This window comes from Candidatus Pantoea communis, from assembly GCF_011752685.1.
Taxonomy (GTDB): Bacteria; Pseudomonadota; Gammaproteobacteria; order Enterobacterales; family Enterobacteriaceae; genus Pantoea; species Pantoea communis.
Genome location: NZ_VWXC01000001.1, coordinates 415,140 through 440,309, shown reverse-complemented (window position 1 = coordinate 440,309; position 25,170 = coordinate 415,140). Strand labels below are relative to the sequence as shown.

General features: G+C 55.6%; 19 protein-coding genes. 8 read left to right on the top strand and 11 right to left on the bottom strand.

Annotation, left to right across the window (positions count from 1 at the left end; genetic code table 11):
* Positions 1 to 89: 89 nt before the first annotated feature.
* Complete coding sequence (locus tag F3J37_RS02305) at positions 90 to 3,392, top strand: ImcF-related family protein (protein ID WP_166931566.1); 3,303 nt, start codon at positions 90 to 92, stop codon at positions 3,390 to 3,392.
* Between the two features lie 108 nt (positions 3,393 to 3,500).
* On the opposite strand, the gene nth is transcribed toward F3J37_RS02305, so the two are convergent.
* From nth to ydgT, 9 genes are all read right to left on the bottom strand, one after another.
* Positions 3,501 to 4,133, bottom strand: a complete 633-nt coding sequence (gene nth, locus F3J37_RS02300; RefSeq protein ID WP_058962383.1) for an endonuclease III — start codon at positions 4,131 to 4,133, stop codon at positions 3,501 to 3,503.
* Positions 4,130 to 4,831 carry an electron transport complex subunit E gene (locus F3J37_RS02295; protein ID WP_166931564.1) on the bottom strand — a complete coding sequence of 234 codons (702 nt, stop codon included), beginning with the start codon at positions 4,829 to 4,831 and terminating at the stop codon, positions 4,130 to 4,132. The genes nth and F3J37_RS02295 overlap by 4 nt, the downstream gene beginning before the upstream one ends.
* A complete protein-coding gene (rsxG, locus tag F3J37_RS02290; protein WP_166931562.1) occupies positions 4,828 to 5,460 on the bottom strand; it encodes an electron transport complex subunit RsxG in 633 nt (210 codons plus the stop codon). The genes F3J37_RS02295 and rsxG overlap by 4 nt, the downstream gene beginning before the upstream one ends.
* A 2-nt stretch (positions 5,461 to 5,462) precedes the next feature.
* Positions 5,463 to 6,521 (bottom strand): electron transport complex subunit RsxD, encoded by a 1,059-nt coding sequence (gene rsxD / locus F3J37_RS02285; RefSeq protein ID WP_166931559.1) that lies wholly within the window; start codon positions 6,519 to 6,521, stop codon positions 5,463 to 5,465.
* Positions 6,522 to 9,443, bottom strand: a complete 2,922-nt coding sequence (rsxC, locus tag F3J37_RS02280; RefSeq protein ID WP_166931557.1) for an electron transport complex subunit RsxC — start codon at positions 9,441 to 9,443, stop codon at positions 6,522 to 6,524.
* Positions 9,436 to 10,014 (bottom strand): electron transport complex subunit RsxB, encoded by a 579-nt coding sequence (rsxB, locus tag F3J37_RS02275; protein WP_166931555.1) that lies wholly within the window; start codon positions 10,012 to 10,014, stop codon positions 9,436 to 9,438. The genes rsxC and rsxB overlap by 8 nt, the downstream gene beginning before the upstream one ends.
* Entirely contained in the window at positions 10,014 to 10,595 is a 582-nt protein-coding gene (rsxA, locus tag F3J37_RS02270) for an electron transport complex subunit RsxA (RefSeq protein WP_034827413.1), read from the bottom strand. Before rsxA ends, rsxB begins: the two co-directional genes overlap by 1 nt.
* Before the next feature lie 123 nt (positions 10,596 to 10,718).
* Complete coding sequence (locus F3J37_RS02265) at positions 10,719 to 11,162, bottom strand: DUF2569 domain-containing protein (RefSeq protein WP_034827411.1); 444 nt, start codon at positions 11,160 to 11,162, stop codon at positions 10,719 to 10,721.
* A gap of 101 nt (positions 11,163 to 11,263) precedes the next feature.
* Entirely contained in the window at positions 11,264 to 11,479 is a 216-nt protein-coding gene (gene ydgT, locus F3J37_RS02260; protein WP_034827409.1) for a transcription modulator YdgT, read from the bottom strand.
* Between the two features lie 675 nt (positions 11,480 to 12,154).
* Between ydgT and ytfQ the strand changes: the two genes are divergently transcribed.
* The 4 genes from ytfQ to yjfF are packed head-to-tail and all read left to right on the top strand — an operon-like array spanning position 12,155 to position 16,680.
* The gene (gene ytfQ / locus F3J37_RS02255) at positions 12,155 to 13,111 is read left to right on the top strand and encodes a galactofuranose ABC transporter, galactofuranose-binding protein YtfQ (protein ID WP_097119804.1); all 957 of its coding nucleotides are present in this window, start codon (positions 12,155 to 12,157) and stop codon (positions 13,109 to 13,111) included.
* A 56-nt stretch (positions 13,112 to 13,167) separates the two neighbouring features.
* Positions 13,168 to 14,688 (top strand): galactofuranose ABC transporter, ATP-binding protein YtfR, encoded by a 1,521-nt coding sequence (ytfR, locus tag F3J37_RS02250; RefSeq protein WP_034827399.1) that lies wholly within the window; start codon positions 13,168 to 13,170, stop codon positions 14,686 to 14,688.
* Positions 14,681 to 15,697 (top strand): galactofuranose ABC transporter, ATP-binding protein YtfT, encoded by a 1,017-nt coding sequence (gene ytfT / locus F3J37_RS02245; RefSeq protein WP_166931553.1) that lies wholly within the window; start codon positions 14,681 to 14,683, stop codon positions 15,695 to 15,697. Before ytfR ends, ytfT begins: the two co-directional genes overlap by 8 nt.
* Positions 15,694 to 16,680, top strand: coding sequence for a galactofuranose ABC transporter, permease protein YjfF (gene yjfF / locus F3J37_RS02240; RefSeq protein ID WP_038647220.1), 987 nt, complete (start codon positions 15,694 to 15,696; stop codon positions 16,678 to 16,680). The genes ytfT and yjfF overlap by 4 nt, the downstream gene beginning before the upstream one ends.
* Before the next feature lie 1,233 nt (positions 16,681 to 17,913).
* Here the strand turns inward: yjfF and araA are convergent.
* Together araA and F3J37_RS02230 are read right to left on the bottom strand one after the other, a co-directional pair.
* Positions 17,914 to 19,404, bottom strand: a complete 1,491-nt coding sequence (gene araA / locus F3J37_RS02235; RefSeq protein ID WP_160867211.1) for an L-arabinose isomerase — start codon at positions 19,402 to 19,404, stop codon at positions 17,914 to 17,916.
* Positions 19,405 to 19,415: 11 nt separating this feature from the next.
* Positions 19,416 to 21,101: a ribulokinase gene (locus F3J37_RS02230; RefSeq protein WP_166931551.1), complete on the bottom strand. Its 1,686-nt coding sequence runs from the start codon at positions 21,099 to 21,101 to the stop codon at positions 19,416 to 19,418.
* Positions 21,102 to 21,467: 366 nt separating this feature from the next.
* Between F3J37_RS02230 and F3J37_RS02225 the strand changes: the two genes are divergently transcribed.
* The 3 genes from F3J37_RS02225 (at position 21,468) to araH (ending at position 25,120) form a co-directional block, all read left to right on the top strand.
* The gene (locus F3J37_RS02225) at positions 21,468 to 22,451 is read left to right on the top strand and encodes an arabinose ABC transporter substrate-binding protein (protein ID WP_166931549.1); all 984 of its coding nucleotides are present in this window, start codon (positions 21,468 to 21,470) and stop codon (positions 22,449 to 22,451) included.
* A 144-nt stretch (positions 22,452 to 22,595) separates the two neighbouring features.
* Positions 22,596 to 24,116: an L-arabinose ABC transporter ATP-binding protein AraG gene (gene araG, locus F3J37_RS02220; RefSeq protein ID WP_166931546.1), complete on the top strand. Its 1,521-nt coding sequence runs from the start codon at positions 22,596 to 22,598 to the stop codon at positions 24,114 to 24,116.
* A 17-nt stretch (positions 24,117 to 24,133) separates the two neighbouring features.
* Positions 24,134 to 25,120, top strand: a complete 987-nt coding sequence (araH, locus tag F3J37_RS02215; protein ID WP_034827386.1) for an L-arabinose ABC transporter permease AraH — start codon at positions 24,134 to 24,136, stop codon at positions 25,118 to 25,120.
* Positions 25,121 to 25,170 lie beyond the last annotated feature (50 nt).

Genomic DNA, 25,170 nt, shown 5'->3' with positions numbered 1-25,170 from the left:
TTCGGCGTTTTAGTGTAACAGGATATTCAATATTAGTCGTGGCGCTTGCATGCGTAAGTGCATTCCTGATCACTACTTTCAGAAGTGGTATGGATATCTTAGGCGTAAATGTTGAATATGTTTGGTTAATCTGGGGGATGTGTGTAATAGCTTTAATAATAGCTGTCTTTACTCTTCATTTTTCTCAGAAAAAGTCAATTGGCGAAGAGCATGAGCAATATTTACCTCAAAAAATAATTGGGCACGACAAGCAATTAGATAAGAAAAAAACCACTTCAACTGAAAATCACCGGATTATTCTTCAGCATCTCCATTATGCTCTCCACCAACAACACGGCCGTCTTTGGAATTTCAAAGTTCACATCCTTCTCATCACGGGCAGCGTGTCAGACGTTGAACGCTTGGCACCTGGCCTGACCAATCAACTCTGGCAAGAGGACAGTGGTACGCTGTTGTTGTGGGGCGGCGATCCCGCCTCTCAAACTGATGAAAACTGGCTGATTGCTTTAAAGCGTCTGCGTCGCCGTCCTGCAGACGCGATAATTTGGGTGACTTCTGCTGCTGACCAGCTTAACGACATTGGCGGGTTGCCCACTACTGCGCAACCTTCCAGTGCCGCGATTGATGCCACCGCACATGCCTTATCGGCTCGCTGCAATATGCTCGGCTGGCGACTGCCGCTGTTCGTCTGGTCATTGCATACACGGGCTGGAAAGCAATCTGGCCGTATAACTCAGGCCGTTGGGTTCCAGACTTCCACAACCAATAATCACGATGCATTGCTCGCGGCACTGGCGGCGGATCTCATCGCGCAGGGGACCCAGCAGGTGGCGGGCTCGCCGCAGCATCACTTTTTGCTGAGCCTCGCGGACCAGCTGGCGCGTGTGCCTGAATCGATAACTACGCTGCTTTCTCCGCTGCAGAGTGTTCATCGCTCTCTGCCGCTGGCGGGGATGGTGTTCAGCCCGCAATCGGAAGGTACGGCACTTACGGTGCCACACCATTGGATACGCGATAAATGCTGGGATGCGCTGCCTGCGTCTTCAAATGAACTCCCTGCTCATCTTCGCCCGTCTCGCTATGGCATGCAGTGGAATCGCATTCTCGCCGCAGCCGCCTGTGTGCTGGTGGTACTGTGGGGAGTAGGAATGCTGGTCTCTTTCGCCGCCAATCGCAGCATTATCGGTGATGCCGTACAGGTGACTGAAAACGCTTCTGACAGCAGTCAGTCTTTAAAACAACGGCTTGCTGCGATGGGCGTGCTTCAGGATACGATCGGGCAATTACAGTATCGCCAGGAGCATGGTACGCCCTGGTACAGCCGCCTCGGACTGAATCAGAACGAAGAATTGCTGTCTGCCCTGTGGCCGCGCTACCGTCAGGCGGCGCCGCCCCTGCTACGCGATGCAGCAGCCTTGCAGCTTACTGACGCACTGAAAGCCTATGCCTCACTCCCACCTGACAGCCCATTGCGGGAAACGCAGTCAAAGCAGGCCTACACGCAGCTCAGGTTGTATCTGATGCTGACGCGCCCTGAACGTATGGACCCCAGTTGGTTCAGCCAGGCACTGATGCAGAACTGGACGCAGCGGCAGGGTCTGGACCAGGCATACTGGCAAGGCGCCGGGAGTCCGCTGCTGGCTTTCTATGCAGAGAATCTTAATGCTCACCCTGAATGGGCGCTGAAAGCAGACCCGGAGCTGGTCAGGCAGGTGCGCGCCCTGCTGGTTCGCCAGATGGGGGTGACCAACAGCGAGTCCCGCCAGTATCAGAGGGTGCTGGCGCAGGTGGCGCACCAGTATGCCGATATGCGCTTGGCCGATATGACCGGCGATACGGATGCCGGTCGGCTGTTTACCACCGATGAAGTTGTTCCCGGCATGTTCACCCGTCAGGCCTGGGAAGATGGCGTTAAACCCGCGATTGAAAAAGTGGCGCGGGAGCGGCGTGAAGAGATGGACTGGGTACTCAGTGATGCGCCGCCGCCCGCCGGTGATGCTTCCTCACCCGAAGCGCTGGAGGCGCGGCTCACAAGCCGATACTTTGCCGACTACAGCGCCGCCTGGCTGAATTTCCTCAACAGCCTGCGCCTGCAGCCGGCACCGACGCTTTCAGACGCGATCGATCAGCTCACGCTGATGGCAGACGTCAGGCAGTCACCGCTGGTGGCGCTGATGAATACGCTCAACGTGCAGGGACGGACCGGGCAGAGTGGGGATGCTATTGCTGACTCGCTGGTGAAGTCTGCGCAGAACCTGCTCAGTCGGGAAAAGCGCCCTGCCATTGACCAGAACAGCGGCCCGAGCGGCCCACTCGATGCGACTTTCGGCCCGCTGCTGGCGCTGACTGACAGTCAGGGCAGCAGCAGTATGAACCTGCGCACCTTCCTGACGCGCGTGACTCAGGTGCGTCTGCGCCTGCAGCAGGTCACTAACGCGGCAGACCCGCAGGCCATGACGCAGACGCTGGCGCAGACGGTGTTTCAGGGGAAAACCGTGGACCTCACTGACACGCGTGATTATGGCAGCCTGGTCGCCGCCGGGCTGGGGCAGGAGTGGAGCGGTTTTGGGCAGGCGGTGTTTGTGCGCCCGATGGAGCAGGCCTGGCAGCAGGTGCTGGTGCCGGCTGCGGGCAGCCTGAACGCCCAGTGGCAGCAGGCGGTGGTGAATGAGTGGAACAGCGCGTTTGGCGGCCGCTATCCGTTTAAAAATGTCAGCAGTGAAGTGTCACTGCCGCTGCTGGCGAAATATCTGAATGCGGACAACGGTCGCATCACCCGCTTCCTGCAGTCGCGTCTGAGCGGTGTGCTGCACCGCGAAGGCACGCGCTGGATACCGGACAGCATCAACGCTCAGGGGCTGACTTTTAACCCGGCTTTTCTGCAGGCGCTTAATCAGCTTAGCCGGATTTCTGACGTGGTGTTTACCCGCGGCGAGGCCGGGCTGCACTTTGAGCTGCGTCCTGGTACGGCTGCAGACGTGATGCAGACTGACCTGATTATCGACAGTCAGAAGCTCACCTACATGAATCAGCAACCGGTGTGGAAGCGCTTCACCTGGCCTGCCGACACAGAAGCGCCGGGTGCATCACTGAGCTGGATAAGCACGAAGGCCGGCACCCGCCAGTACGGCGACATGCCGGGCAGCTGGGGCCTGATTCGCCTGCTGGATAAGGCTCAGGTCAGCGCCAATCCGGGCATCCGCAGCAGCTGGCGGCTCACCTGGCAGGCTCCCGACGGCCGCCCGCTGAACTACATTCTGCGAACAGAAGCGGGTGAGGGGCCGCTGGCGCTGCTGAAGCTGCGCAACTTCACGCTCCCGGCGGACATATTCATTATCAGTGACACCCCGGACGTGCCGGATGAAACCTTTGTCAGCGAGGAAGACTCATGACCCTGCAATCCCTAATTAACGCTTGCGGTGCGGATGCGGACCATCTTCGCGCGCTGGCGACGGACTCAGTCTTTCTGTGGGAGCCGTGGCTGAAGCCCCTGGCGGACACTAAGACTCTTTAGCGTCAAACTCACACAAATCTTCAATCAGGCAGGAGCCGCAGCGTGGTTTACGTGCCACGCAAGTATAGCGGCCGTGCAAGATTAACCAATGGTGGCAATCGACTTTAAAGGCAGATGGCACCACTTTAATCAGTTTATCTTCGACTTCTTCGACATTCTTGCCGGGGGCAAAGCGAGTGCGATTGCTGACGCGAAAAATATGCGTATCCACGGCAATGGTCGGCCAGCCAAAGGCGGTATTCAGCACCACGTTGGCGGTCTTGCGTCCGACGCCAGGCAGGGCTTCTAATGCCGCGCGATCTTCCGGTACTTCACCACCGTGCTGCTCAATAAGAATGCGGCAGGTTTTAATAACGTTTTCCGCTTTGCTGTTAAACAGGCCGATGGTCTTGATGAACTCTTTCACGCCATCAACACCCAAAGCCAAAATGGCGGCGGGGGTGTTTGCCACCGGATACATCTTCGCCGTGGCTTTATTCACGCTGACATCAGTGGCCTGCGCGGACAGCAGCACCGCAATCAGCAGTTCAAACGGCGAACTGAAGTACAGCTCCGTGGTGGGATGCGGATTGTCATCACGCAGGCGCGTGAGAATTTGCAGTCGCTTTTCCTTGTTCACACGGCCTTCCCGGTTTCACCTTGTGGCGCGTCTTCAGGTTCAGCAGCGCGCAGGGCGGCTCGTTGCTTCATTTTCTGATCGATCAGATATTTACCGGCCAGCAGCATGCCTAAGCCAATAAAAGCTCCAGGCGGCAGCATCGCCAGCAACATCGGTGAATCGAAATGGAACACTTCAATGCGCAGCGCTTTGGCCCAGGGGCCCAGCAGTTGGTCAGCACCGTTAAACAGGGTGCCGCTACCGATCAATTCACGAATCGAACCTAGCGTCACCATCGCGCAGGTCGCGCCCATACCAATGGCAAATCCATCCAGCGCCGAGAGCGGGATGCTGCTTTTCGACGCCACCGCTTCCGCGCGGCCCACCACAATACAGTTGGTCACGATCAGGGGAATAAAGATTCCCAATGACTGATACAGCCCGTAAGCGTAAGCATTGATCAGCATCTGCACGCAGCTCACTACCGAAGCGATGATCATTACGTAAATAGGGATACGGATTTCCGCCGGCACCCAACGACGCGAGGCGGAGATAGCGCTGTTGGTGATGGTTAACACCAGCGTGGTGGCCAGGCCAAGGCCGAGGGCGTTAGTGGCGGTTGAGGTCACGGCCAGCAGCGGACACAAGCCGAGCAGTTGCACCAAGGCGGAGTTGTTCTTCCACAGGCCGCCAACCAGCAGGGATTTTGCTTCACTCATGGTGCATCTCCACATTCGGGCAGCGAAGAGAGCTTCGCTGGCAACGTTTCAATCAGTAATGCGGTACGTTTAGTGGCATTCACCACTGCACGCGGGGTAATGGTCGCGCCGGTAAATTGATCAAATTCACCGCCGTCTTTTTTCACCGCAAAGTTCTTGTCGTCGGCACCGTGCACCACTTTGCCGTTAAAGCTGTTGATCCAGTCGGAAATGCGCAGTTCAATCTTGTCGCCCAGTCCAGGCGTTTCATGGTGTTCCACTACGCGGACACCTAATACTTTGCCGTGAAAATCGGCACCGACCAGCATCTGAATCGCACCAGAATAGCCGTCTGGCGCGGTAGTCTCAAGCGCCGCCGCGACGGGTTTATCACCTTTACGCGCCAGATAGAGATGATGCGGCTGGTTATTGCCTAATGCCGCTGCATCCGTCACCAGGAAACACTCTTGCTGAATGTGGTTGTCATACATCTCGGTAGGCACTACCTGATCGAGCAGGTTTTTTTGCTGCAGTGCCGTTTGATGTTCCACCGTCGGCTTGGTGACATAGTTCACTACCGCAGTGACGCCGGTGGTGATCACCGCAAACGCCGCCAGCGTCACGGCATTTTTACGAATAGCATCGAACATCATTAATCCTTACGATGGCCGTAAACGCGCGGCTGGGTGTAGTAATCAATCAGCGGCACGCAAATGTTCGCCAACAGAACCGCGAAGGCCACACCGTCCGGATATCCGCCAAAGCTGCGAATCAGCCACACCAGCAAACCAATCAGTGCTCCATAAACCAGGCGACCACGGTTAGTCGTCGAGGCGGTGACCGGATCGGTGGCAATAAAGAATGCGCCGAGCATGGTCGCGCCGGAGAACAAATGAATCAGCGGCGAGTTCAGCGATTCCGGTGAAAACAACCAGCCAAGGGTGGCGCAGAATGCCAGCGACGCCAGGAAACTGACGGGTATGTGCCAGCGAATGGCATTTTTTGCCAGCAGCAGCATACCGCCCAGCAGGTAACCGAGGTTGATCCACTGCCAGCCCAATCCCGCCAGCACACCAGTATAGATCGGTTCCGCCAGCAACTGTTCTGCGCTATGTCCGGCGCGCAAGCCGGTTTTAAAGGTATCCAGCGGCGTGGCCTGGCTGACGCCATCCACCCCGAGCTGCAACTGCTGCATGGTTTCACCGGCCAGCGTGTGATTGGTGAAGATCATGCTGAGAGAATCCAGCAGGCCGGGTTTGATTGCCTGCAATGTATCCGGCGGCAACCAACTGGTCATCTGCACCGGGAAGGAGATCAGTAAGACCACATAACCGACCATCGCTGGGTTGAAGGGGTTTTGACCCAGGCCGCCATACAGTTGTTTCGCGATAACAATGGCAAACACGGTGCCAATGACCACCAGCCACCAGGGTGCCAGCGGCGGCAGACTGATGCCGAGCAGCAATGCAGTAAGCAGGGCGGAGTTATCCGCAAGTGTTGGAACCACGGGTGTTTTGCGCAGACGCAAAATGGCGCCTTCGGTGATCCACGCAGTGGCGGTGGCGAGCAATACCTGAATCAGAAAACCCACGCCAAAGAAATACCACTGCGCGGCCATACCCGGCAGCGCAGCCAGTACCACCAGCAGCATGATGTTGCCGGTGCTGCGGCGATTGTGGGTATAAGGGGAACTTGCGATACGAAAAGCCATTTAATCCTCAGTCGTCGAAGGCTGCTGCTGCGCTTTACGCGCTTTGGCACGGGCGACCGCGGCGGCAATGGCCGCTTTACGTGGGTCGGCGGAGTCAGGAGAGGCAGCAGCCTCTACTTCAGAAGATGATTCAGGTGCGGCTTCAGCAGACGCAGAAGCTTGCTCTGCGGCCGCTGCAGCTTTCTTCGCTTTAGCGCGCGCAATGGCCGCTTCCACCGCGGCTTTACGCGGATCGATTTCAGCGGCAGGTGCTGCATCAGAAGGCTCAGGTGCGTGTGGTTCGTCAGCAGGTTCAGAAATCTGCTCAGCCGCCGCAGCCGCAGCCGCTTTCTTCGCCTTAGCTCGAGTAATGGCGGCCTCAACCGCTGCTTTACGCGGATCAACTTCAGCGGCAGGTGCTGCGTCAGCAAGCTCAGACACTTGTTCACCAGAAGCCGCCGCAGCTTTCTTCGCTTTAGCGCGAGCAATGGCGGCTTCAACCGCCGCTTTACGCGGATCAACTTCTGCAGCCGGGGCTGCATCAGCAGATGCAGGCGCTTGTTCGCCAGCAGCAGCGGCTTTCTTGGCTTTAGCACGGGCAATAGCGGCTTCAACTGCTGCTTTGCGAGGATCAACCTCAGCGGTCGGTGCTGCATCAGCAGGTTCAGACGCTTGTTCGCCAGCAGCAGCGGCTTTCTTGGCTTTAGCACGGGCAATAGCGGCTTCAACTGCTGCTTTGCGAGGATCAACCTCAGCGGTCGGTGCTGTATCAGCAGGTTCAGACGCTTGTTCGCCAGCAGCAGCGGCTTTCTTAGCTTTAGCGCGCGCAATGGCGGCTTCAACCGCGGCTTTACGAGGATCAACTTCAGCGGCCGGGGCTGCTTTAGCAGGCTCAGAAACTTGTTCACCAGCCGCAGCCGCAGCTTTCTTCGCCTTAGCGCGCGCAATGGCGGCTTCAACTGCCGCATTACGCGGATCAACTTCAGCGTCCAGGGCTGCTTTAGCAGGTGCAGGCGCTTGTTCGACAGCCGCAGCGGCTTTCTTCGCTTTAGCACGCGCAATAGCAGCTTCAACTGCCGCTTTACGCGGATCAACTTCAGCGGCCGGGGCTGCTTTAGCAGGCTCAGAAACTTGTTCACCAGCCGCAGCCGCAGCTTTCTTCGCCTTAGCGCGCGCAATGGCGGCTTCAACCGCGGCTTTACGTGGATCAGCCTCAGCAACAGGTGTTTCAGCAACGTCGCTGATCGGTTGCTCAGCCACACCAGACTTCTTCGCCTTAGCTCGCGCAATGGCCGCTTCCACCGCGGCTTTACGCGGATCGCCAGACTGGCGACTCAGCGCCTGCGTTTCAGACTGTTTTTCCGCCTGCTGAGCTAACGCCTGTGCATGGCGAGCCTCACGCTCGGCAGTTTCCTGTTCCGGTGTTTTGGCGGCACGCGCCTTCACGCGAGCAATCGCCGCGTCACGTTCACCCTGATCGCTACGTGCCACACGCTGTTTAGTTTCTTCATGACGCGCTTCACGCGCCAGTTTTTCCCGCTCTAAACGCGCCTGACGCGCTTCAAAGCGCGCTTTAGCTTCGGCGGTGCGCTTCGCTTCGAGATCGATAGCACGCAGCTCTGCCTTCTCCTGGCGATAATATTGCACCAGCGGAATATTACTTGGGCAGACGTATGCACAGGCACCGCACTCAATGCAGTCATCAATGTTATGGGCGCGCGCCTTCTCATGATCGCCGCCCTGGCTGTACCAGAACAGCTGCTGAGGCAGCAGTTTCGCCGGGCAGGCATCCGCACAGGCACTGCAACGAATACAAGACTGTTCTTCTTCGTTATTGCCCATTTCACTGGCAGAAGGTGCCAGAATGCAGTTGGAGATTTTAACCAGCGGCACATTCAGTGACGGCAGCGTAAAACCCATTAGCGGGCCGCCCATGATCACCATCTGACGTGAACCCGGTGCGAAACCCACATGATGCAACAGATGGCTAACTGGCGTACCCAGGCGTCCCCAAACGTTACGCGGTTGCGCAATGGCTTCGCCGGTCAGGGTAACGACGCGTTCGGTAATCGGCTCGCCATCGATAATGGCGCGTTTTACCGCCCAGGCCGTACCGACGTTTTGCATCAGCACGCCAATATCGGTGGAACGGCCGCCGTGCGGCACTTCAACGCCAGTAAGAATCTGGGTCAGTTGTTTAGCACCGCCAGAAGGGTATTTGGTGGGGATGACACGCAGTTGCAACTCGCGGTCACCACCCAAAGCCTGCTTCAGCGCTGCAATCGCTTCGGGTTTGTTATCTTCGATGCCAATCAGCACACGCTCAGCCTGCAATACCCAGGCGAGGATACGACAACCTTCCAGCACTTCAGCCGCGCAGTCCTGCATCAGACGATCATCGGCGGTGATGTAAGGTTCGCACTCTGCGGCATTGATAATCAGGGTTTTGACGCCGCGCAATCCGCCACGTAGCTTGGTGGCGGTCGGGAAGCCTGCACCCCCCAAACCGGCGACGCCTGCCTCATGGATGCGCTTGACGACATCTTCACGAGTAAGCGAACGGAAGTCAGGTTGCGGATCGAGGGTGGTCCAGCGATCTTCACCATCGGCGCGCAGGAAAATGCACAGTTCGGAAAGACCCGAAGGGTGCGCGGTCATATGTGGCGCAATCGCTTCGATGGTGCCGGAGGTCGGTGCGTGCACCGGCAGCATGCGTCCGCTGCCAAACGTCAGCGGCTGACCACGCAAGACGTGATCGCCCGGTGAGACGCAAATCTCGCCTTCATGCCCGATATGCTGTTTTAACGGAATGATAAATTGTTCAGGCAGCGGTAACTGGCTTAACGGCGTGCCGTTAGACTGTGTTTTCATTTCCGGCGGATGAATGCCGCCCTGAAAATCCCACAGCTTCTCTTTGCGGAACAGTTTTAACAAATTAAGCATGAGTTTCTACCGGGATCACCCGTACAGGAATGGTTTCGAGATCCCATTTCCAGTTGGCCGTGGTCGTGGCAACCGGACGCATTTCAATACAGTCGGTCGGGCAGGGAGCAACGCACAAATCACAGCCGGTACAGACATCGCTCAGCACGGTATGCATGGCACGGGTCGCACCGACAATCGCATCTACCGGGCAAGCCTGAATACATTTGGTGCAGCCGATGCAGTTGGCTTCATCAATCCAGGCCACGGTGCGGATCGGTTCCTGCACTTCCTCAGCGCCATCCAGCGGTTGCGGTTCAACGTTGAGCAGTGCGGCCAGCTTGAGCATGGTTTGCTCGCCGCCGGGGGCGCATTTATTAATGGCTTCACCGTTATTACCCACGGCATCGGCGTACGGGCGGCAGCCCGGATATCCGCACTGGCCGCACTGACTCTGCGGCAGAATACTGTCGATCTGTTCAACGATCGGATCTTCTTCTACCTCGAATCGGCGCGAGGCATAGCCGAGCAGGGCGCCAAAAACCAGGCCCAGCGCAGCAATAGCCACAATAGCAATCCAAATCGCGGTCATTAGAATTTCACCAGCCCGGTAAAGCCCATAAAGGCCAGCGCCATCAAACCTGCGGTGACTAATGCAATGGAGTTGCCCTTAAACGGCGCAGGGACGTTGGCCAATACCAGACGTTCACGCATACCGGCGAACAGCACCATCACCAGGGAGAAGCCGAGCGAGGCACTGAAGCCATAGACCGCAGCCTGCATAAAGGTATGGTTGAGATTGACGCTCAGCAAAGGGACACCCAGCACCGCACAGTTAGTGGTAATCAGCGGCAGAAAAATGCCCAGCAGTCGATAGAGTGACGGACTGGTTTTGCGCACCACCATTTCGGTGAATTGCACCACCACGGCGATCACCAGGATATACGCCAGGGTTCGCAGGTACACCAGATCGAGCGGCACCAGAATCAGATGGTTCACCAGCCATGCGCAAATCGACGCCAGGGTGATCACGAAAGTGGTGGCGAGTCCCATGCCAATGGCCGTTTCCAATTTTTTTGACACGCCCATAAAGGGACATAGGCCGAGAAACTTCACTAACACGAAGTTGTTCACCAGCACAGTGCCAATAAAGAGAAGTAAGTAATCGGTCATTTTTTAACCTGGGAAGCCGAAAGGCGTCTATTATCCGGAATTGAGAGGTGCATCTCAACCTCTACACAAAATCTGTGGATGTTGAGAGCACGCAGAATTAAATTCCTGACGAAACTCGCGCCGTTATGGCTGGATAAACGTCTCTTTTACACGTTGAGAACGTTTGAAGTAGGGCACAAAGACCGCCGCCGCCAGCAGTGACAACAACAGCGTTTGAATGGCTTTGTTATCCGCCACCGGGGTGAAAGCGAACGTTTTCAACGCCAGTAACACCGTCATCAGCAACCACAGGATGTAATGACGCGGTAGACGGCGCGAACGTTTACAGAACATCCAGCAAACCCAGATACTGTAGACCCAAACCACGCCTGCGGTGAGCAGGGAAATCGCCCATTGCGTGAACAATTGGCTGGCATGAGTGAACAACGTGGTACGCAATTCTGTATCAAACAACGGGCTCAGATACATGGCCACCACCAGTGCACTGGTCAGCATCGTCATAATCAACCAGGCTAGCGGCAACAACAGCCAGCCAGCAATACGCGGCGGGTTTACCGATTCGGTCATCTTGCGGATCCTGTAGCGAAATTAAGAAGGCGTTGTATGTCCAAACGGGGCACGCCCGACATGGACAACGCAATAGTGCAGAAAAAGGCGGGGAAAACCCATTACATTACGTAGCGCCAGACTGATTTCGGCACGCGGCCCATATCATAAAGGCGGCCGCCGGAAACAAGTTCAGCACGACGATGATCGGCAGCGCGATACATATTGATGATGTCATTGTCATCGGTCAGCGAATAATTAAGATGGTCGTAGAGTTTTTCCAGACTATCGAGATTATTCACTTTGCGGAATTTCAGCAGGTAATCTAGCGCAGTCATGATTGCCATTTAAAAATAAAGTGCTCGGAAGTGCCCAAGTATAGGGAGCACACTGACAGAGTCCATACGCCAGCGTTAAAAAAATTCAAAAATCAGACAACGTGAGCTAATTCGCTCATCAAAAGACATTTTTTCTTCATTTTGCCGTTTTAAACGCGCATTTCCAGACGGGATTAAGACAAATTTAACCCTGACAGACGGCATAATGTGAAAAAAGCTCACACCCTTAACGCAAATGAAAGTTGTCATTTTTTATCAGGCTTAGTGCACTGACTTTCATTCATATAAGACGTTTATTAGGCCGATTTATGTCGAACTGTTAAGCAATGGCATCTACACGCTTTGAAACTGTAAATCATGTAGTGTGCGAATAATCACAAAACTGATCATTGCTTGTGCCCGCAGTCGATAACCATTCTTTACGCAGCGTCTGTAATCGCTTCCAGTAGCCACCATCCTAACCGATTCTGTTTATTACATTTATTTAACCGACACTGAAATAAATATCAGGCAAATTGTCCATATGGCTGGTATGACTTCTTACATGCATAATTTCGTAACTCCTTTAATTCATTCTATTTTGTGAGGCATGTCGCGCTTGTTTTCTCGCTTTTGCGCCAGGCTTAATCTGCGTTTTGTACCCCTACAGCACACTCCCTTCAGAGGAATGAAATTATGTGGAAACGTTTACTCTTAACCGCCATGGTCAGTTCAGCACTCAGTACGTCTGTACTTGCCGCTGATATGACGGTGGGCTTCTCACAGGTTGGCTCGGAGTCTGGCTGGCGTTCAGCAGAAACCAACGTGGCGAAAAGCGAAGCGCAAAAGCGCGGTATCACGTTGAAAATCGCCGATGGTCAGCAGAAGCAGGAAAACCAAATCAAAGCGGTGCGCTCGTTTATCGCGCAGGGCGTTGACGCCATCTTCATCGCCCCGGTAGTACAAACCGGTTGGGAACCGGTGCTGGAAGAAGCCAAAGACGCCAAAATCCCGGTGTTCCTGTTAGACCGCGCCATCGTGGTGAAAGATAAGTCGCTGTATATGGCGGTGGTGACCGCAGACAACGTGCTGGAAGGCAAGTTGATTGGTGACTGGCTGGTGAAAACGGTCGGCGATAAGAAGTGTAATGTGGTTGAGTTACAAGGCACCGTGGGTGCCAGCGTAGCCATCGACCGCAAAAAAGGCTTCGCCGAAGCCATCGCGGGCCACAACAACATCAAAGTGATCCGCTCGCAGTCCGGCGACTTTACCCGTAGTAAAGGTAAAGAGGTGATGGAGAGCTTTATCAAAGCGGAAAACAACGGCAAGAACATCTGCATGGTGTATGCGCACAACGATGATATGGCGATCGGCGCCATTCAGGCCATTAAAGAAGCGGGTCTGAAGCCAGGCAAAGATATTTTGACCGGTTCTATCGACGGCGTACCGGATATCTATAAAGCGATGCTGGCGGGTGAGGCCAATGCCAACGTCGAGCTGACGCCAAACATGGCGGGTCCGGCATTCGATGCGCTGGAGAAATTCAAAAAAGACGGCACGATGCCACCAAAAATCATCAAAACCGAATCGAAACTGTATCTGCCAGACTCAGCGCAGGCACAGCTCGACACCAAAAAAGGCATGGGTTACTGATCCCCGCAACCGCCCTTCGGGGCGGTTTTTCATGACGTAAGGCGAGGTAGAACCTGATGAGCACCGCAGATGCATCCGCACTCCTGACTCTCAACGGTATCAGCAAAGGTTTCCCCGGCGTGAAAGCGCTGGATAATGTGTCATTCAGCATTCGCAAAGGCGAGATCATGGCGCTGCTGGGCGAAAACGGCGCCGGGAAATCCACGCTGATTAAAGTGCTGACCGGCGTGTACACCCGTGATGCAGGCACCATCACCCTGAATGGCACTGCCATTTCACCGCACAATACCGCCGATGCACAGCAAATGGGCATCGGCACGGTTTATCAGGAGGTGAATCTCCTGCCGAATATGTCGGTGGCAGACAATCTCTACATCGGCCGCGAGCCGCGCCGCTTTGGCATGATTGACCGCAAGCGTATGGTGCGCGATGCCGATGCGCTGATGCGCAACTACGGTTTTGCCCTCGACGTGACGCGTCCTCTGGGCCATTACTCGGTGGCGATGCAGCAGATCATTGCGATTTGCCGCGCCGTGGATCTCTCGGCTCAGGTGTTAATCCTCGACGAACCCACCGCCAGCCTCGATGCCAGCGAAGTCGAAATGCTATTCACCCTGATGGCGCAACTGAAAGCCAAAGGGATGAGCCTGATTTTTGTCACTCATTTTCTCGATCAGGTATATCGCATCACCGATCGTATTACCGTTTTGCGCAATGGCCAGTTTATAGCCACGCGTGATACGGCATCGCTGCCGCAAATCGAATTGATCAAACTGATGCTGGGGCGCGAGTTACTGGAAACTGCCCTGCAGCGTCAGGGCAGCACGCTGAAGAGCAATCAACCGGTGGTGTCATTTAAAGATTACGGCAAGAAGGGCACCATTGAACCTTTCGACCTGGAGGTGCGTCCGGGAGAAGTGGTGGGCTTAGCCGGATTACTGGGATCGGGGCGCACGGAAACCGCCGAAGTGCTGTTTGGTATCCGTCGAGCGGATCGGGGTACTGCCACCATCAAAGGCAAAGTGCAGCACATCCGGACACCGGCTAAAGCTTCCCATCTGGGCATGGGGTTCTGCCCGGAAGATCGTAAAACCGACGGTATTATCGGCGCTGCATCGGTGCGCGAGAATATTATTCTGGCGCTACAGGCCCAACGCGGCTGGCTGCGACCGATTAAACGGCGTGAGCAGCAGGCCATCGCCGATCGCTTTATCAAAAGCCTGGGGATTCGCACGCCACATGCCGATCAGCCGGTGGAATTACTCTCCGGCGGTAATCAGCAGAAGGTGCTGCTGTCACGCTGGCTGGTGACGAAGCCGCAATTCTTAATTCTCGACGAACCGACGCGCGGCATTGACGTCGGTGCACATGCCGAGATCATTCGTTTGATTGAAACCCTGTGCGCCGATGGACTGGCGTTACTGGTTATCTCCTCTGAACTCGAAGAGCTGGTGGGCTATGCCGACCGCGTGTTGATCATGCGTGATTTGAAGCAGGTGGCTGAAATCCCGCTGGAGCAGCTGTCGGTGGCGTCGATCGTCAATGCCATCGCCGATGGAGGAGCACAACATGCTTGAATCCCCTATGACACATCCAAAACCTGAACGGCGTAAGCCGAAGTTACCGCCAGGCATGCCGCAAATCATCGCGCTGATTCTGGTGCTGTTGGTGGATAGCCTGGTCGCCAACAATTTTTTTGCCGTGCATATTCAGGACGGCCGCCTGTTCGGCAGCCCGATTGATATCCTCAACCGTGCTGCACCCGTCGCCTTACTGGCGGTCGGTATGACGCTGGTGATTGCCACCGGCGGGATTGATTTGTCAGTCGGCGCGGTGATGGCGATTGCGGGCGCGACGGCGGCCACCCTGACCGTTGCGGGACACAGCCTGAGTTTTATTATTCTCGCCACCCTTGGCACCGGCCTGGCCTGCGGCTTATGGAATGGCGTGCTGGTGGCGCTGCTGAAGATTCAGCCGTTTGTTGCCACGTTGATTTTGATGGTGGCCGGACGCGGTATTGCACAGCTGATTACTCAGGGCCAGATTGTGACCTTTAACAGCGACAGCCTCGGCTGGTTTGGCAGCGGCTCGCTGTGGATGCTGCCGGTTCCGGTGTGGATAACGCTACTGGTGGCACTGTTAGTGTGGCTGCTGACGCGCAAAACCGCGCTGGGCCTGTTTATCGAAGCGGTGGGGATTAACCTGCGTGCTGCCCGCAATGCCGGTGTTAACGGTTGGTTAGTAGTGATGTCCACCTATGCCATCAGCGGTGTGTGTGCGGCTGTCGCGGGCCTGATCGTGGCCGCAGACATTCGGGGTGCCGATGCCAACAATGCCGGACTATGGCTGGAGTTGGATGCCATTCTCGCTGTGGTGATTGGTGGTGCATCGTTGATGGGCGGGCGTTTTAATCTGGTGTTGTCGCTGGTTGGCGCGCTGATTATTCAGTCGATGAACACCGGTATTTTGCTGTCTGGCTTCCCGCCGGAGCTGAATCAGGTGGTGAAAGCGGTAGTGGTGATGTGTGTGCTGTTGCTGCAATCGCCGCGCTTTATCGCCATGCTGAAAGGGAGACGACCAAAATGATTAAGCGCCATCTGCCATTGATGATTACGCTGCTGGTGTTTGTCGCCGGTTATCTGTTCTGCCTGAGTCAGTTTCCTGGCTTTGCCTCGACACGCGTGATCTGTAATATCCTGACCGATAACGCATTTCTCGGCATTATCGCCGTGGGTATGACGTTTGTGATTCTGTCTGGCGGTATCGATTTGTCAGTGGGGGCCGTTATCGCCTTTAGCGGCGTGTTTTTGGCGAAGATTATTGGCGATTATCATGTGGATCCGATTCTAGCCTTCGCGATTGTGCTGGCGATGGGGGCACTGTTTGGCGCCATGATGGGTTGGCTGATTGATGCGCTGAAGATCCCGGCCTTCATTATTACCCTGGCGGGGATGTTTTTCCTGCGCGGTTGCAGTTATCTGGTGTCGGAGAATTCGATTCCCATCGATCATCCGCTGTATTCCACACTGTCGAGCCTGGCGTGGAAGATCCCCGGCGGTGGGCGTCTTAGCCTACTGGCGGTGATTATGCTGGTGGTGGTGATTGGCGGGATCATCCTCGCGCATCGCACGCGTTTTGGTAATCAGGTGTATGCGATTGGCGGCAATCTGACATCAGCGCAGTTGATGGGCGTTTCGACGCGCGCCACCACCATCAAGATTTATATGCTTTCCACCACCCTGGCTACACTGGCGGGGATTGTGTTCTCGATCTATACCTCAGCAGGCTACGCCCTGGCAGGTTTGGGCGTGGAACTGGACGCGATTGCCTCGGTGGTGATTGGCGGCACCTTGTTGTCCGGTGGTGTCGGCACGGTGCTCGGCACGTTGTTTGGGGTGTTGATTCAGGGGCTGATTCAGACATGGATTAACTTCGACGGCACGTTGAGTTCGTGGTGGACGAAGATCGCCATCGGTATTCTGTTGTTCGCGTTTATCGCACTGCAGCGTCTGCTGACCGTGATGTGGGATCGCCAGAAGAATGCGCCGGTTAAGCGTTTAACTTCGTAGTTGTTAGTGGCATTTTCAGGAGGTGCGCAAATTTGCGCACCTTTTTTGTTTTGGCTCGCCGATTCGAGGATGTTGGAGGCTTGTTGCTCAGAATTGTGGATGTTGGGGGGGATTGCAGGGGTTGGCGCTTATATTTTGAATGTTAGGTAGGGTTGCTGAAAGTTTTGTGCATAGCCCCATAAAGGCCAGCCCGATCGCAAAGAAACCCCGCATCCATGCAGATCGGCCGCGCCATCCCTGGCGCGAACGCTTTGCTCTTCGGGCTGGCCTCTATGGGGCAATTGAGACTGTCATTGCTGTAGTCAGTGCAAATCTGAATGCTCGATATAAATGCGGCTCCCAAAAAACGCAATAATTCTGCATAAGAGAGACAAAGGTGGGTAGGACTGTCATTGCTGTAGTCAGTGCAAACCTGAAAATTCGATTCAAATTCAACTCCCAAAAAACCGCAACGAACCTGCATAAAGGAGACAAAGGTGGGCAGTGGAGTAAAGCGTACGCCGCAGGGATGCGGCGTCCGAGGCTACAGGGATGTATTCACGCCGACTTTACGTAACGCCCACCTTTGTCGACTGAACCGCGCGTTTTTAGCCACAGCAGCCATCTTTAAAAGTTAGGTGGAGTTGCTGATGGTTGGGTGCGAAGCCCCCTAAAGGCCAGCCCGATCGCAAAGGAACCCCGCATCCATGCAGATCGACCGCGCCATCCCTGGCGCGAACGCTTTGCTCTTCGGGCTGGCCTTTATGGCGCAGTTGGGACTGTCATTGCTGTAGTCCGTGCAAACTTGAAAGTTCTGTTCAGTACTGGACCAATAAAACATCGCACCAAGCCTCCGTATAGAGACAACGGTGGTCAGGGCTGTTATTGCTGTAGTCAGTGTAAACATGAGCGTTCGATTCAAATTCAGCGCCAAAAAAACCGCAACGAACTTGCATAAAGGAGACAAAGGTGGGTAGTGGAGTAAAGCGTACGCCGCATGGATGCGGCGTCCGAGGCTACAGGGATGTATTCACGCCGACTTTACGTAACGCCCACCTTTGTCGACTGGACCGCACGTTTTTAGTCACAACGCCCACCTTTGTTGACTGGAGCGCACGTTTTTAGTCACAGCACTCACCTTCGTTGACTAGAACGCACACTTTTAACCACTACGCCTACTTATGCTGCCTGGATCGCAGGTTTTAGCCACAAAAAAGCCGCGACTCAACGCGGCTTCAACAGGTCATAACACGATCAGCGCGCTAACCGGTAATACGCCTCGTTCCAGCGCAATGCATCTTTAAACGCCGGCAAACGCGTATCCTCATCAATCACCAGCACCTCAATGCCGTTCAGCTCGCCGTACAAATACATATCATCCAAATCCAGTGCCTGACTAAACACCGTATGGTGCGCACCGCCGGCCAAAATCCAGGCTTCGGAAGCGGTAGCCAGTGAGGGCTGGGCACGCCACAAGGCACGCGCGACCGGCAATTTCGGCAGCGGTTTCGGCTGCTCAATCGCATCCACCACATTTACCAGCAAACGGAAACGATCGCCCATATCAATCACACTGGCATTCACCGCGCGACCAGCTGGCGTGGAGAAAATCATGCGCGCCGGATCGGCTTTGCCACCAATGCCGAGGAACTGCACATCAATCAACGGCTTCGCCTCTTTGGCAATCGATGGACACACTTCCAGCATATGTGAACCCAGCACCAAATCGTTGCCCGGGGAAAAGTGATAGGTGTAATCCTCCATAAATGAAGTGCCGCCCGCACGATTCCCGGCTTGCACCTTCAAAATATGCAGCAGCGCAGCGGTCTTCCAGTCACCTTCACCGGCAAAACCATAACCCTGGCCCATCAAACGTTGAACGGCCAAGCCTGGTAACTGCGTCATGCCGTGTAGAGTCTGGAAATTAGTGGTAAAGGCTTTGCAGCCCTCATCATCGAGGAAACGCTTCAAACCTAATTCAATGCGCGCCGCATCCAGCACATTCTGACGCTTCTCGCCATTCACGGCGGCAGCCTCGCTGAACAAATACTGGCTCTCGTATTCATCGATCAACGCATGCACATCGCCATCGCTGACGCTGTTCACCACCTCAACGAGATCGCCGACGCCCCAACCGTTGACCGAATAACCAAACTGAATCTGTGCCGCCACCTTATCGCCTTCGGTCACCGCCACTTCGCGCATATTGTCGCCAAAGCGCGCCACTTTCAGCTGCTGGCTGGCCTGCTTCGCTAGTGCCGCATTGATCCAGCGTCCGATGCGTTGCTGGCTGGTCTTATCCTGCCAGTGGCCAGTCACTACGCTGTGCTGTAAGCCCATGCGCGCGCCGATAAAGCCGAACTCTCGGCCGCCGTGTGCGGTCTGGTTCAGGTTCATAAAGTCCATATCCATACTGTCCCACGGAATTTCTGCGTTGAACTGGGTATGGAATTGCAACAGCGGCTTATTCAGGATACTCAGCCCACCAATCCACATCTTGGCCGGTGAGAATGTGTGTAACCAGGTCATGATGCCGACACAACTATTGTCGTGATTGGCTTCGCGGCACAGCGCCAGCGCTTCATCCGGTGATTTCACCAGTGGCTTCAACACCAGCGGTACCGGCAGTGTGCCCGCCTGATTCAATCCGTCCATCACCTGGCGTGCGTGATGTTCGACCTGGCGCAAGGTTTCCGCTCCGTAGAGATGCTGAGTCCCAATCACAAACCAAACGTTCTGTTCCATTTCTCGCTCCTTTACTTAGCGGATGTGGCGCGGGCGGCATACTGAGGTTCAGCGGCCTGGCACCAGTTTTGATAGCGTTGATAAAGTTGTTGATAGCCCGCCACGCGCAGACTGTTGGGTTGCAAGGTCACGGCGATCGGACTCGCCATCACCTGCTGTGCGGCAGGCACATCGGCATACACGTTCGCGGCGACGGCGGCAAAAATGGCAGCGCCCAGCGCACAGCACTCATCAGAAGCCACGATATCCAGCGGACGGTTCATCACGTCGCAACAGGCTTGCATAATGGCAGGGGACTTACGCGCGATGCCGCCGAGCGTCAGAATGCTCTCCACCGGAATCTGCTGTTGCTCGAAACACTCCATAATGGCGCGGGCACCAAACGCCGTGGCGGCCACCAGACCACCAAACAACGCAGGCGCGTCGGTGCCAAGATTCAAATCGGTGATCACGCCTTTCAGGCGCTGATTGGCATCCGGTGTGCGACGCCCGTTGAACCAATCGAGTACCACGGGCAGATGATCAAGCTGGGGATCGGCAGCCCAGGCTTCGGTAAGGGAACGGATTAAATCCTGCTGCATCTCGGCGAGTTGCGGCTGCAACTCAGGATGGCGCGTCACGGCCTGCTGCAGCGGCCAGCCCAGCAAGCGGCTAAACCAGGCGTAGATATCACCAAACGCCGATTGACCCGCTTCGCAGCCGATGGCGCCCGGTACCACGCTGCCATCCACCTGGCCGCAAATGCCTTTAATGGCGCGATCGCCGACTTTCTCGCTGTCGGCAATTAAAATGTCGCAGGTTGAGGTGCCAATCACTTTCACCAGTGTATAAGGCTGCGCGCCCGCACCGACCGCGCCCATATGACAGTCGAAGGCCCCACCGGACAAAATTACCTGCTCAGACAATCCCAAACGCTGCGCCCATTCGCTGGAAAGCGTGCCCACCGGTACATCAGCAGTGAAGGTGTTGGTAAACAATGGAGAATCCAGCTGCTCAACCAACATCGGATCGAGTGCGCGGAAAAAATCTGCGGGCGGTAAACCCTGCCATTCAGGATGCCACAGCGATTTATGCCCGGCGGCGCAGCGTCCACGTTGCAGCTGTGCTGGGGCGGTGCGACCGCTCAACAGTGCCGGTACCCAATCACAGAGTTCCACCCAAGACACTGCCGCATCACGCACTGCTGCATCCTGGCGTGACACGTGCAGAATCTTGGCCCAGAACCACTCCGAAGAATACACGCCGCCGATATAACGGGTGTAATCGGTGAAATGACCGTTACGGCACAGCTGATTAATCTCTTCCGCTTCTTCGATCGCGGTGTGATCTTTCCACAACACAAACATAGCGTTGGGGTTGGTGGAGAATTCCGGGCGCAAGGCTAACACGTTGCCGTCACGGTCAATCGGTGCAGGGGTTGAACCCGTTGAATCCACGCCTATCCCCACCACGGCAGCGCGTTGTTCGGGAGTTAGCGCTTGCACCACCGCGACCACCGCCTGCTCCAGCGCGTCGATATAGTCTTGTGGATGTTGGCGAAAACGGTTGGCGTGCGCGTCACAGAATTCACCCTTCGCCCAGCGTGGATAGTTCACCACCGCCTTTTCCAGCTCTTTACCACTGTGGCAGTCCACGGCGAGGGCACGCACCGAGTCACTGCCAAAATCCAGCCCAATTGTTATGGCGCCAGCACCCATTAGGATTCTCCTGTGTGAGTTATCTGGCTCTATCCTGGAATGCGGGTGCATAAGCGGTTAGTCATCGCTGGCTGAGAATATGCACTTTTCTGCCATCGGAACCGTTCTGTGATCGGCAGCAAAAGTTAATGACTGGTTAATTTCGCTGAATATATGGAGGAATTGGTCATCGTTTTGGGATGTGATACCGCTCTACATTTTTCTTCGCCATTACCGCTACAACTAGCCCAGCGTTTGCACAGCCTTTGTACAACCTTTGAGCTAACGCGCTGATTTTGCGCTGTACCCAAACGTGAAATCCAATTGGTAGCGTTTACACCGATTCGTTATTAACAGCGATAAAACATCATTGTGCCGGAGAGCATCATGCATAAATTCACTAAAGCGCTGGCGGCGGTAGGTCTCGCCGCGGTTATGTCACAATCCGCTATCGCCGAGACGATGAAACTCGGTTTCCTCGTCAAACAACCGGAGGAACCCTGGTTCCAGACCGAATGGAAGTTCGCTGATAAGGCTGGCAAAGATCTCGGCTTTGACGTGATCAAAATTGCCGTACCCGACGGCGAGAAAACCCTGAATGCCATTGATAGCCTGGCGGCAAGCGGGGCCAAAGGCTTCGTGATTTGCACCCCGGACCCGAAGCTGGGTTCAGCCATCGTGGCGAAAGCGCGTAGCTATGGCCTGAAAGTGATTGCGGTTGATGACCAGTTTGTTACCGCCAAAGGCAAGCCAATGGACACCGTGCCGCTGGTGATGATGGCCGCAACCAAGATCGGTGAGCGCCAGGGCCAGGAACTCTACAAAGAGATGCAGAAACGCGGCTGGGATGCGAAAGAGACCGGCGTCATGGCGATTACCGCCAATGAGCTGGACACTGCGCGTCGTCGCACCGGCGGTTCGATGGAAGCGCTGAAAGCGGCTGGATTCCCGGAGACGCAAATCTATCAGGTGCCGACCAAATCCAACGATATTCCGGGGGCATTTGATGCCGGTAACTCGCTGCTGGTGCAGCATCCAGAAGTAAAACACTGGCTGATTGTCGGCATGAATGACAACACCGTGCTGGGTGGCGTGCGCGCGACTGAAGGCCAGGGCTTTAAAGCGCCCGACGTGATTGGCATTGGCATTAACGGTGTGGATGCGGTGAGCGAGCTGTCTAAAGGTGCACCAACCGGCTTCTACGGTTCGCTGCTGCCAAGCCCGGATGTGCACGGTTATAAGAGCAGCCAGATGCTCTACAACTGGGTGACCAAAGGCGAAGAGCCCGCGAAATTCACCGAAGTCACCGATGTGGTGCTGATTACCCGCGACAACTTCAAAACTGAGTTGGCGAAGAAAGGGCTGATGTAAGTCGCCTGATTGATAAACGCAGCCTCCATCCCGGGTGTTGCAGCAGGTTGGCCATCGCGTTTGCGCCCGTTTCATTGATGGCTGGGGCAAAGCGCGAAGACAACACAGCAACGGCGCGAAGGATGGAGGCGAAGAGGAGTTTCCATGGAAACTGATCAAGCTTTTCTGTCCTTTCATGGCATCAGTAAAACCTTTCCGGGCGTGAAGGCGCTGCAGGATATCTCATTCCAGTGCCGCGCCGGGGAAGTGCATGCGCTGATGGGCGAAAACGGCGCGGGAAAGTCCACGCTACTAAAGATTCTCAGCGGCAGTTATCAGCCGACTGAAGGTGAGATTCGCATCAAAGGCGAAGTGAAAAGTTTCAACAACACCGTGGATGCGCTGGATGCGGGCGTGGCGATCATCTATCAGGAACTGCATCTGGTGCCGGAGATGAGCGTGGCGGAGAACATCTATCTCGGCCAGTTGCCGCACAAACGTGGGTTGGTGAATCGCAAACTGCTGCGCTACGAAGCGGATTTGCAGCTGAAAAATCTCGGCATGGATATCGATCCTGATATGCCGCTGAAATATCTGTCGCTCGGCCAGTGGCAAATGGTGGAGATCGCCAAAGCGCTGGCGCGTAATGCGCGCATCATCGCCTTTGACGAGCCGACCAGTTCACTTTCAGCGCGTGAAATCGAGCATCTGTTCCGCGTCATTCGTCAGCTGCGCGATCAGGGCCGTACGGTGCTGTATGTGTCGCACCGTATGGAGGAGATCTTTGCCCTGAGCGATGCCATCACCGTGTTCAAAGATGGTCGCTATGTGCGCACTTTCACTGATATGCCGAATACGCATCATGACGACCTGGTGCAGGCGATGGTCGGTCGTAACCTTGGCGATATCTACGGCTATGCGCCGCGCGCCTTGGGTGAAGTGCGTTTGCAGCTTGACCAGGTCGAAGCCAAAGGCGTGCGCATGCCGATTTCGCTCACGGTGCGAGCCGGTGAAATCGTCGGCCTGTTTGGGCTGGTGGGGGCGGGGCGCAGCGAATTAATGAAAGGGCTGTTTGGGGCCACCAAACTGCGCGGTGGCAGCGTGTCGCTGGATGGCAAAAAGCTCAACATCCGTCAGCCGATCGATGCGATCCGCGCGGGGATCATGCTGTGTCCCGAGGATCGTAAATCCGAAGGGATTATTCCGGTGCACTCGGTGCGCGACAACATCAATATCAGTGCACGCCGCCACAATCTCACGGCGGGGTGTCTGATTAAACCCGGCTGGGAGGCGAAAAACGCCGATCTTCACATCCGCTCACTGAATATCAAAACGCCAGGTCCGCAGCAGCTGATCATGAACCTGTCAGGGGGCAATCAGCAGAAGGCCATTCTGGGTCGCTGGTTGTCCGAAGAGATGAACGTGATTCTGCTGGATGAGCCAACACGCGGCATTGATGTCGGTGCCAAGCATGAGATTTACAACCTGATATACCAACTGGCAAATAAAGGGATCGCGGTGCTGTTTGCCTCCAGCGATTTGCCCGAAGTGATGGGCCTGGCTGACCGCATCGTGGTGATGCGTGAAGGAGAGATTGCCGGAGAACTGCCACACGACGCGGCCACGGAGCAGCTGACGCTGAGCCTGGCGATGCCGAAAACCCCTCAAGCGGCCGCCGTGGCCTGATGTAAAGGAGAGCAACAATGGCTTCATCTACCACTTCCAACACGCCACCGGTGCAGCGTAACGGCCTGCAACTGGGGCGTATCTGGGATAACTTCGGCATGCTGGTGGTCTTCGCGCTGCTGTTTATCGTTTGCGCCATCTTCGTACCCAACTTTGGCACGTTCATCAATATGAAAGGGCTGGGACTTGCCATGTCGATGTCCGGCATGGTGGCCTGCGGCATGTTGTTCTGCCTCGCGTCAGGCGATTTTGACCTTTCCGTCGCGTCGGTCATCGCCTGTGCCGGTGTGGTCACCGCCGTGGTGATCAACATGACGGAGAGCCTCTGGCTGGGCGTCGCAGCCGGTTTAGTGCTCGGCATGGCCACCGGATTTATCAATGGCTTCGTGATTGCCCGGCTGAAGATCAATGCGCTGATCACCACGCTGGCGACGATGCAGATTGTGCGTGGTCTGGCCTATATCTTCTCTGACGGTAAAGCGGTCGGCATCGAGGATGAACGCTTCTTCACCCTCGGTTATGCCAACTGGCTCGGCTTGCCAGCGCCGATCTGGCTCACCATCGCCACTATGATTGTGTTTGGTTTCGTGCTGAATAAAACCACCTTTGGCCGCAACACGCTGGCGATTGGCGGTAATGAAGAAGCGGCTCGTCTGGCCGGGGTGCCAGTGGTGCGTACCCGTATCATCATCTTCATTCTTTCGGGACTGGTTTCGGCGGCGGCGGGCATTATTCTGGCCTCACGCATGACCAGTGGTCAGCCGATGACTTCACTCGGTTATGAATTGATCGTGATTTCAGCCTGTGTGCTGGGCGGCGTTTCGTTGAAAGGCGGCATCGGTAAGATTTCGTATGTGGTGGCGGGCGTGCTGATTCTGGGTACGGTTGAGAATGCGATGAATTTATTGAATATCTCGCCGTTCTCACAGTATGTGGTGCGCGGTTTGATACTGTTAGCGGCGGTGATTTTTGACCGCTACAAACAGAAAAACAAAGCGGCCTGATTCCAGCCGTAAAAGATAAGGCAGGGCGGCCAAATGGTCGTCCTTCTGGC

Bases quoted from the DNA above. Each gene is read 5' to 3' on its own strand.
- F3J37_RS02305 (WP_166931566.1), top strand. From the start codon at position 90: ATGGATATCTTAGGCGTAAATGTTGAATATGTTTGGTTAATCTGGGGG.
- F3J37_RS02295 (WP_166931564.1), bottom strand. From the start codon at position 4,831: ATGAGTGAAGCAAAATCCCTGCTGGTTGGCGGCCTGTGGAAGAACAAC.
- rsxG (WP_166931562.1), bottom strand. From the start codon at position 5,460: ATGTTCGATGCTATTCGTAAAAATGCCGTGACGCTGGCGGCGTTTGCG.
- rsxD (WP_166931559.1), bottom strand. From the start codon at position 6,521: ATGGCTTTTCGTATCGCAAGTTCCCCTTATACCCACAATCGCCGCAGC.
- rsxC (WP_166931557.1), bottom strand. From the start codon at position 9,443: ATGCTTAATTTGTTAAAACTGTTCCGCAAAGAGAAGCTGTGGGATTTT.
- rsxB (WP_166931555.1), bottom strand. From the start codon at position 10,014: ATGACCGCGATTTGGATTGCTATTGTGGCTATTGCTGCGCTGGGCCTG.
- rsxA (WP_034827413.1), bottom strand. From the start codon at position 10,595: ATGACCGATTACTTACTTCTCTTTATTGGCACTGTGCTGGTGAACAAC.
- F3J37_RS02265 (WP_034827411.1), bottom strand. From the start codon at position 11,162: ATGACCGAATCGGTAAACCCGCCGCGTATTGCTGGCTGGCTGTTGTTG.
- ydgT (WP_034827409.1), bottom strand. From the start codon at position 11,479: ATGACTGCGCTAGATTACCTGCTGAAATTCCGCAAAGTGAATAATCTC.
- ytfQ (WP_097119804.1), top strand. From the start codon at position 12,155: ATGTGGAAACGTTTACTCTTAACCGCCATGGTCAGTTCAGCACTCAGT.
- ytfR (WP_034827399.1), top strand. From the start codon at position 13,168: ATGAGCACCGCAGATGCATCCGCACTCCTGACTCTCAACGGTATCAGC.
- ytfT (WP_166931553.1), top strand. From the start codon at position 14,681: ATGCTTGAATCCCCTATGACACATCCAAAACCTGAACGGCGTAAGCCG.
- yjfF (WP_038647220.1), top strand. From the start codon at position 15,694: ATGATTAAGCGCCATCTGCCATTGATGATTACGCTGCTGGTGTTTGTC.
- araA (WP_160867211.1), bottom strand. From the start codon at position 19,404: ATGGAACAGAACGTTTGGTTTGTGATTGGGACTCAGCATCTCTACGGA.
- F3J37_RS02230 (WP_166931551.1), bottom strand. From the start codon at position 21,101: ATGGGTGCTGGCGCCATAACAATTGGGCTGGATTTTGGCAGTGACTCG.
- F3J37_RS02225 (WP_166931549.1), top strand. From the start codon at position 21,468: ATGCATAAATTCACTAAAGCGCTGGCGGCGGTAGGTCTCGCCGCGGTT.
- araG (WP_166931546.1), top strand. From the start codon at position 22,596: ATGGAAACTGATCAAGCTTTTCTGTCCTTTCATGGCATCAGTAAAACC.
- araH (WP_034827386.1), top strand. From the start codon at position 24,134: ATGGCTTCATCTACCACTTCCAACACGCCACCGGTGCAGCGTAACGGC.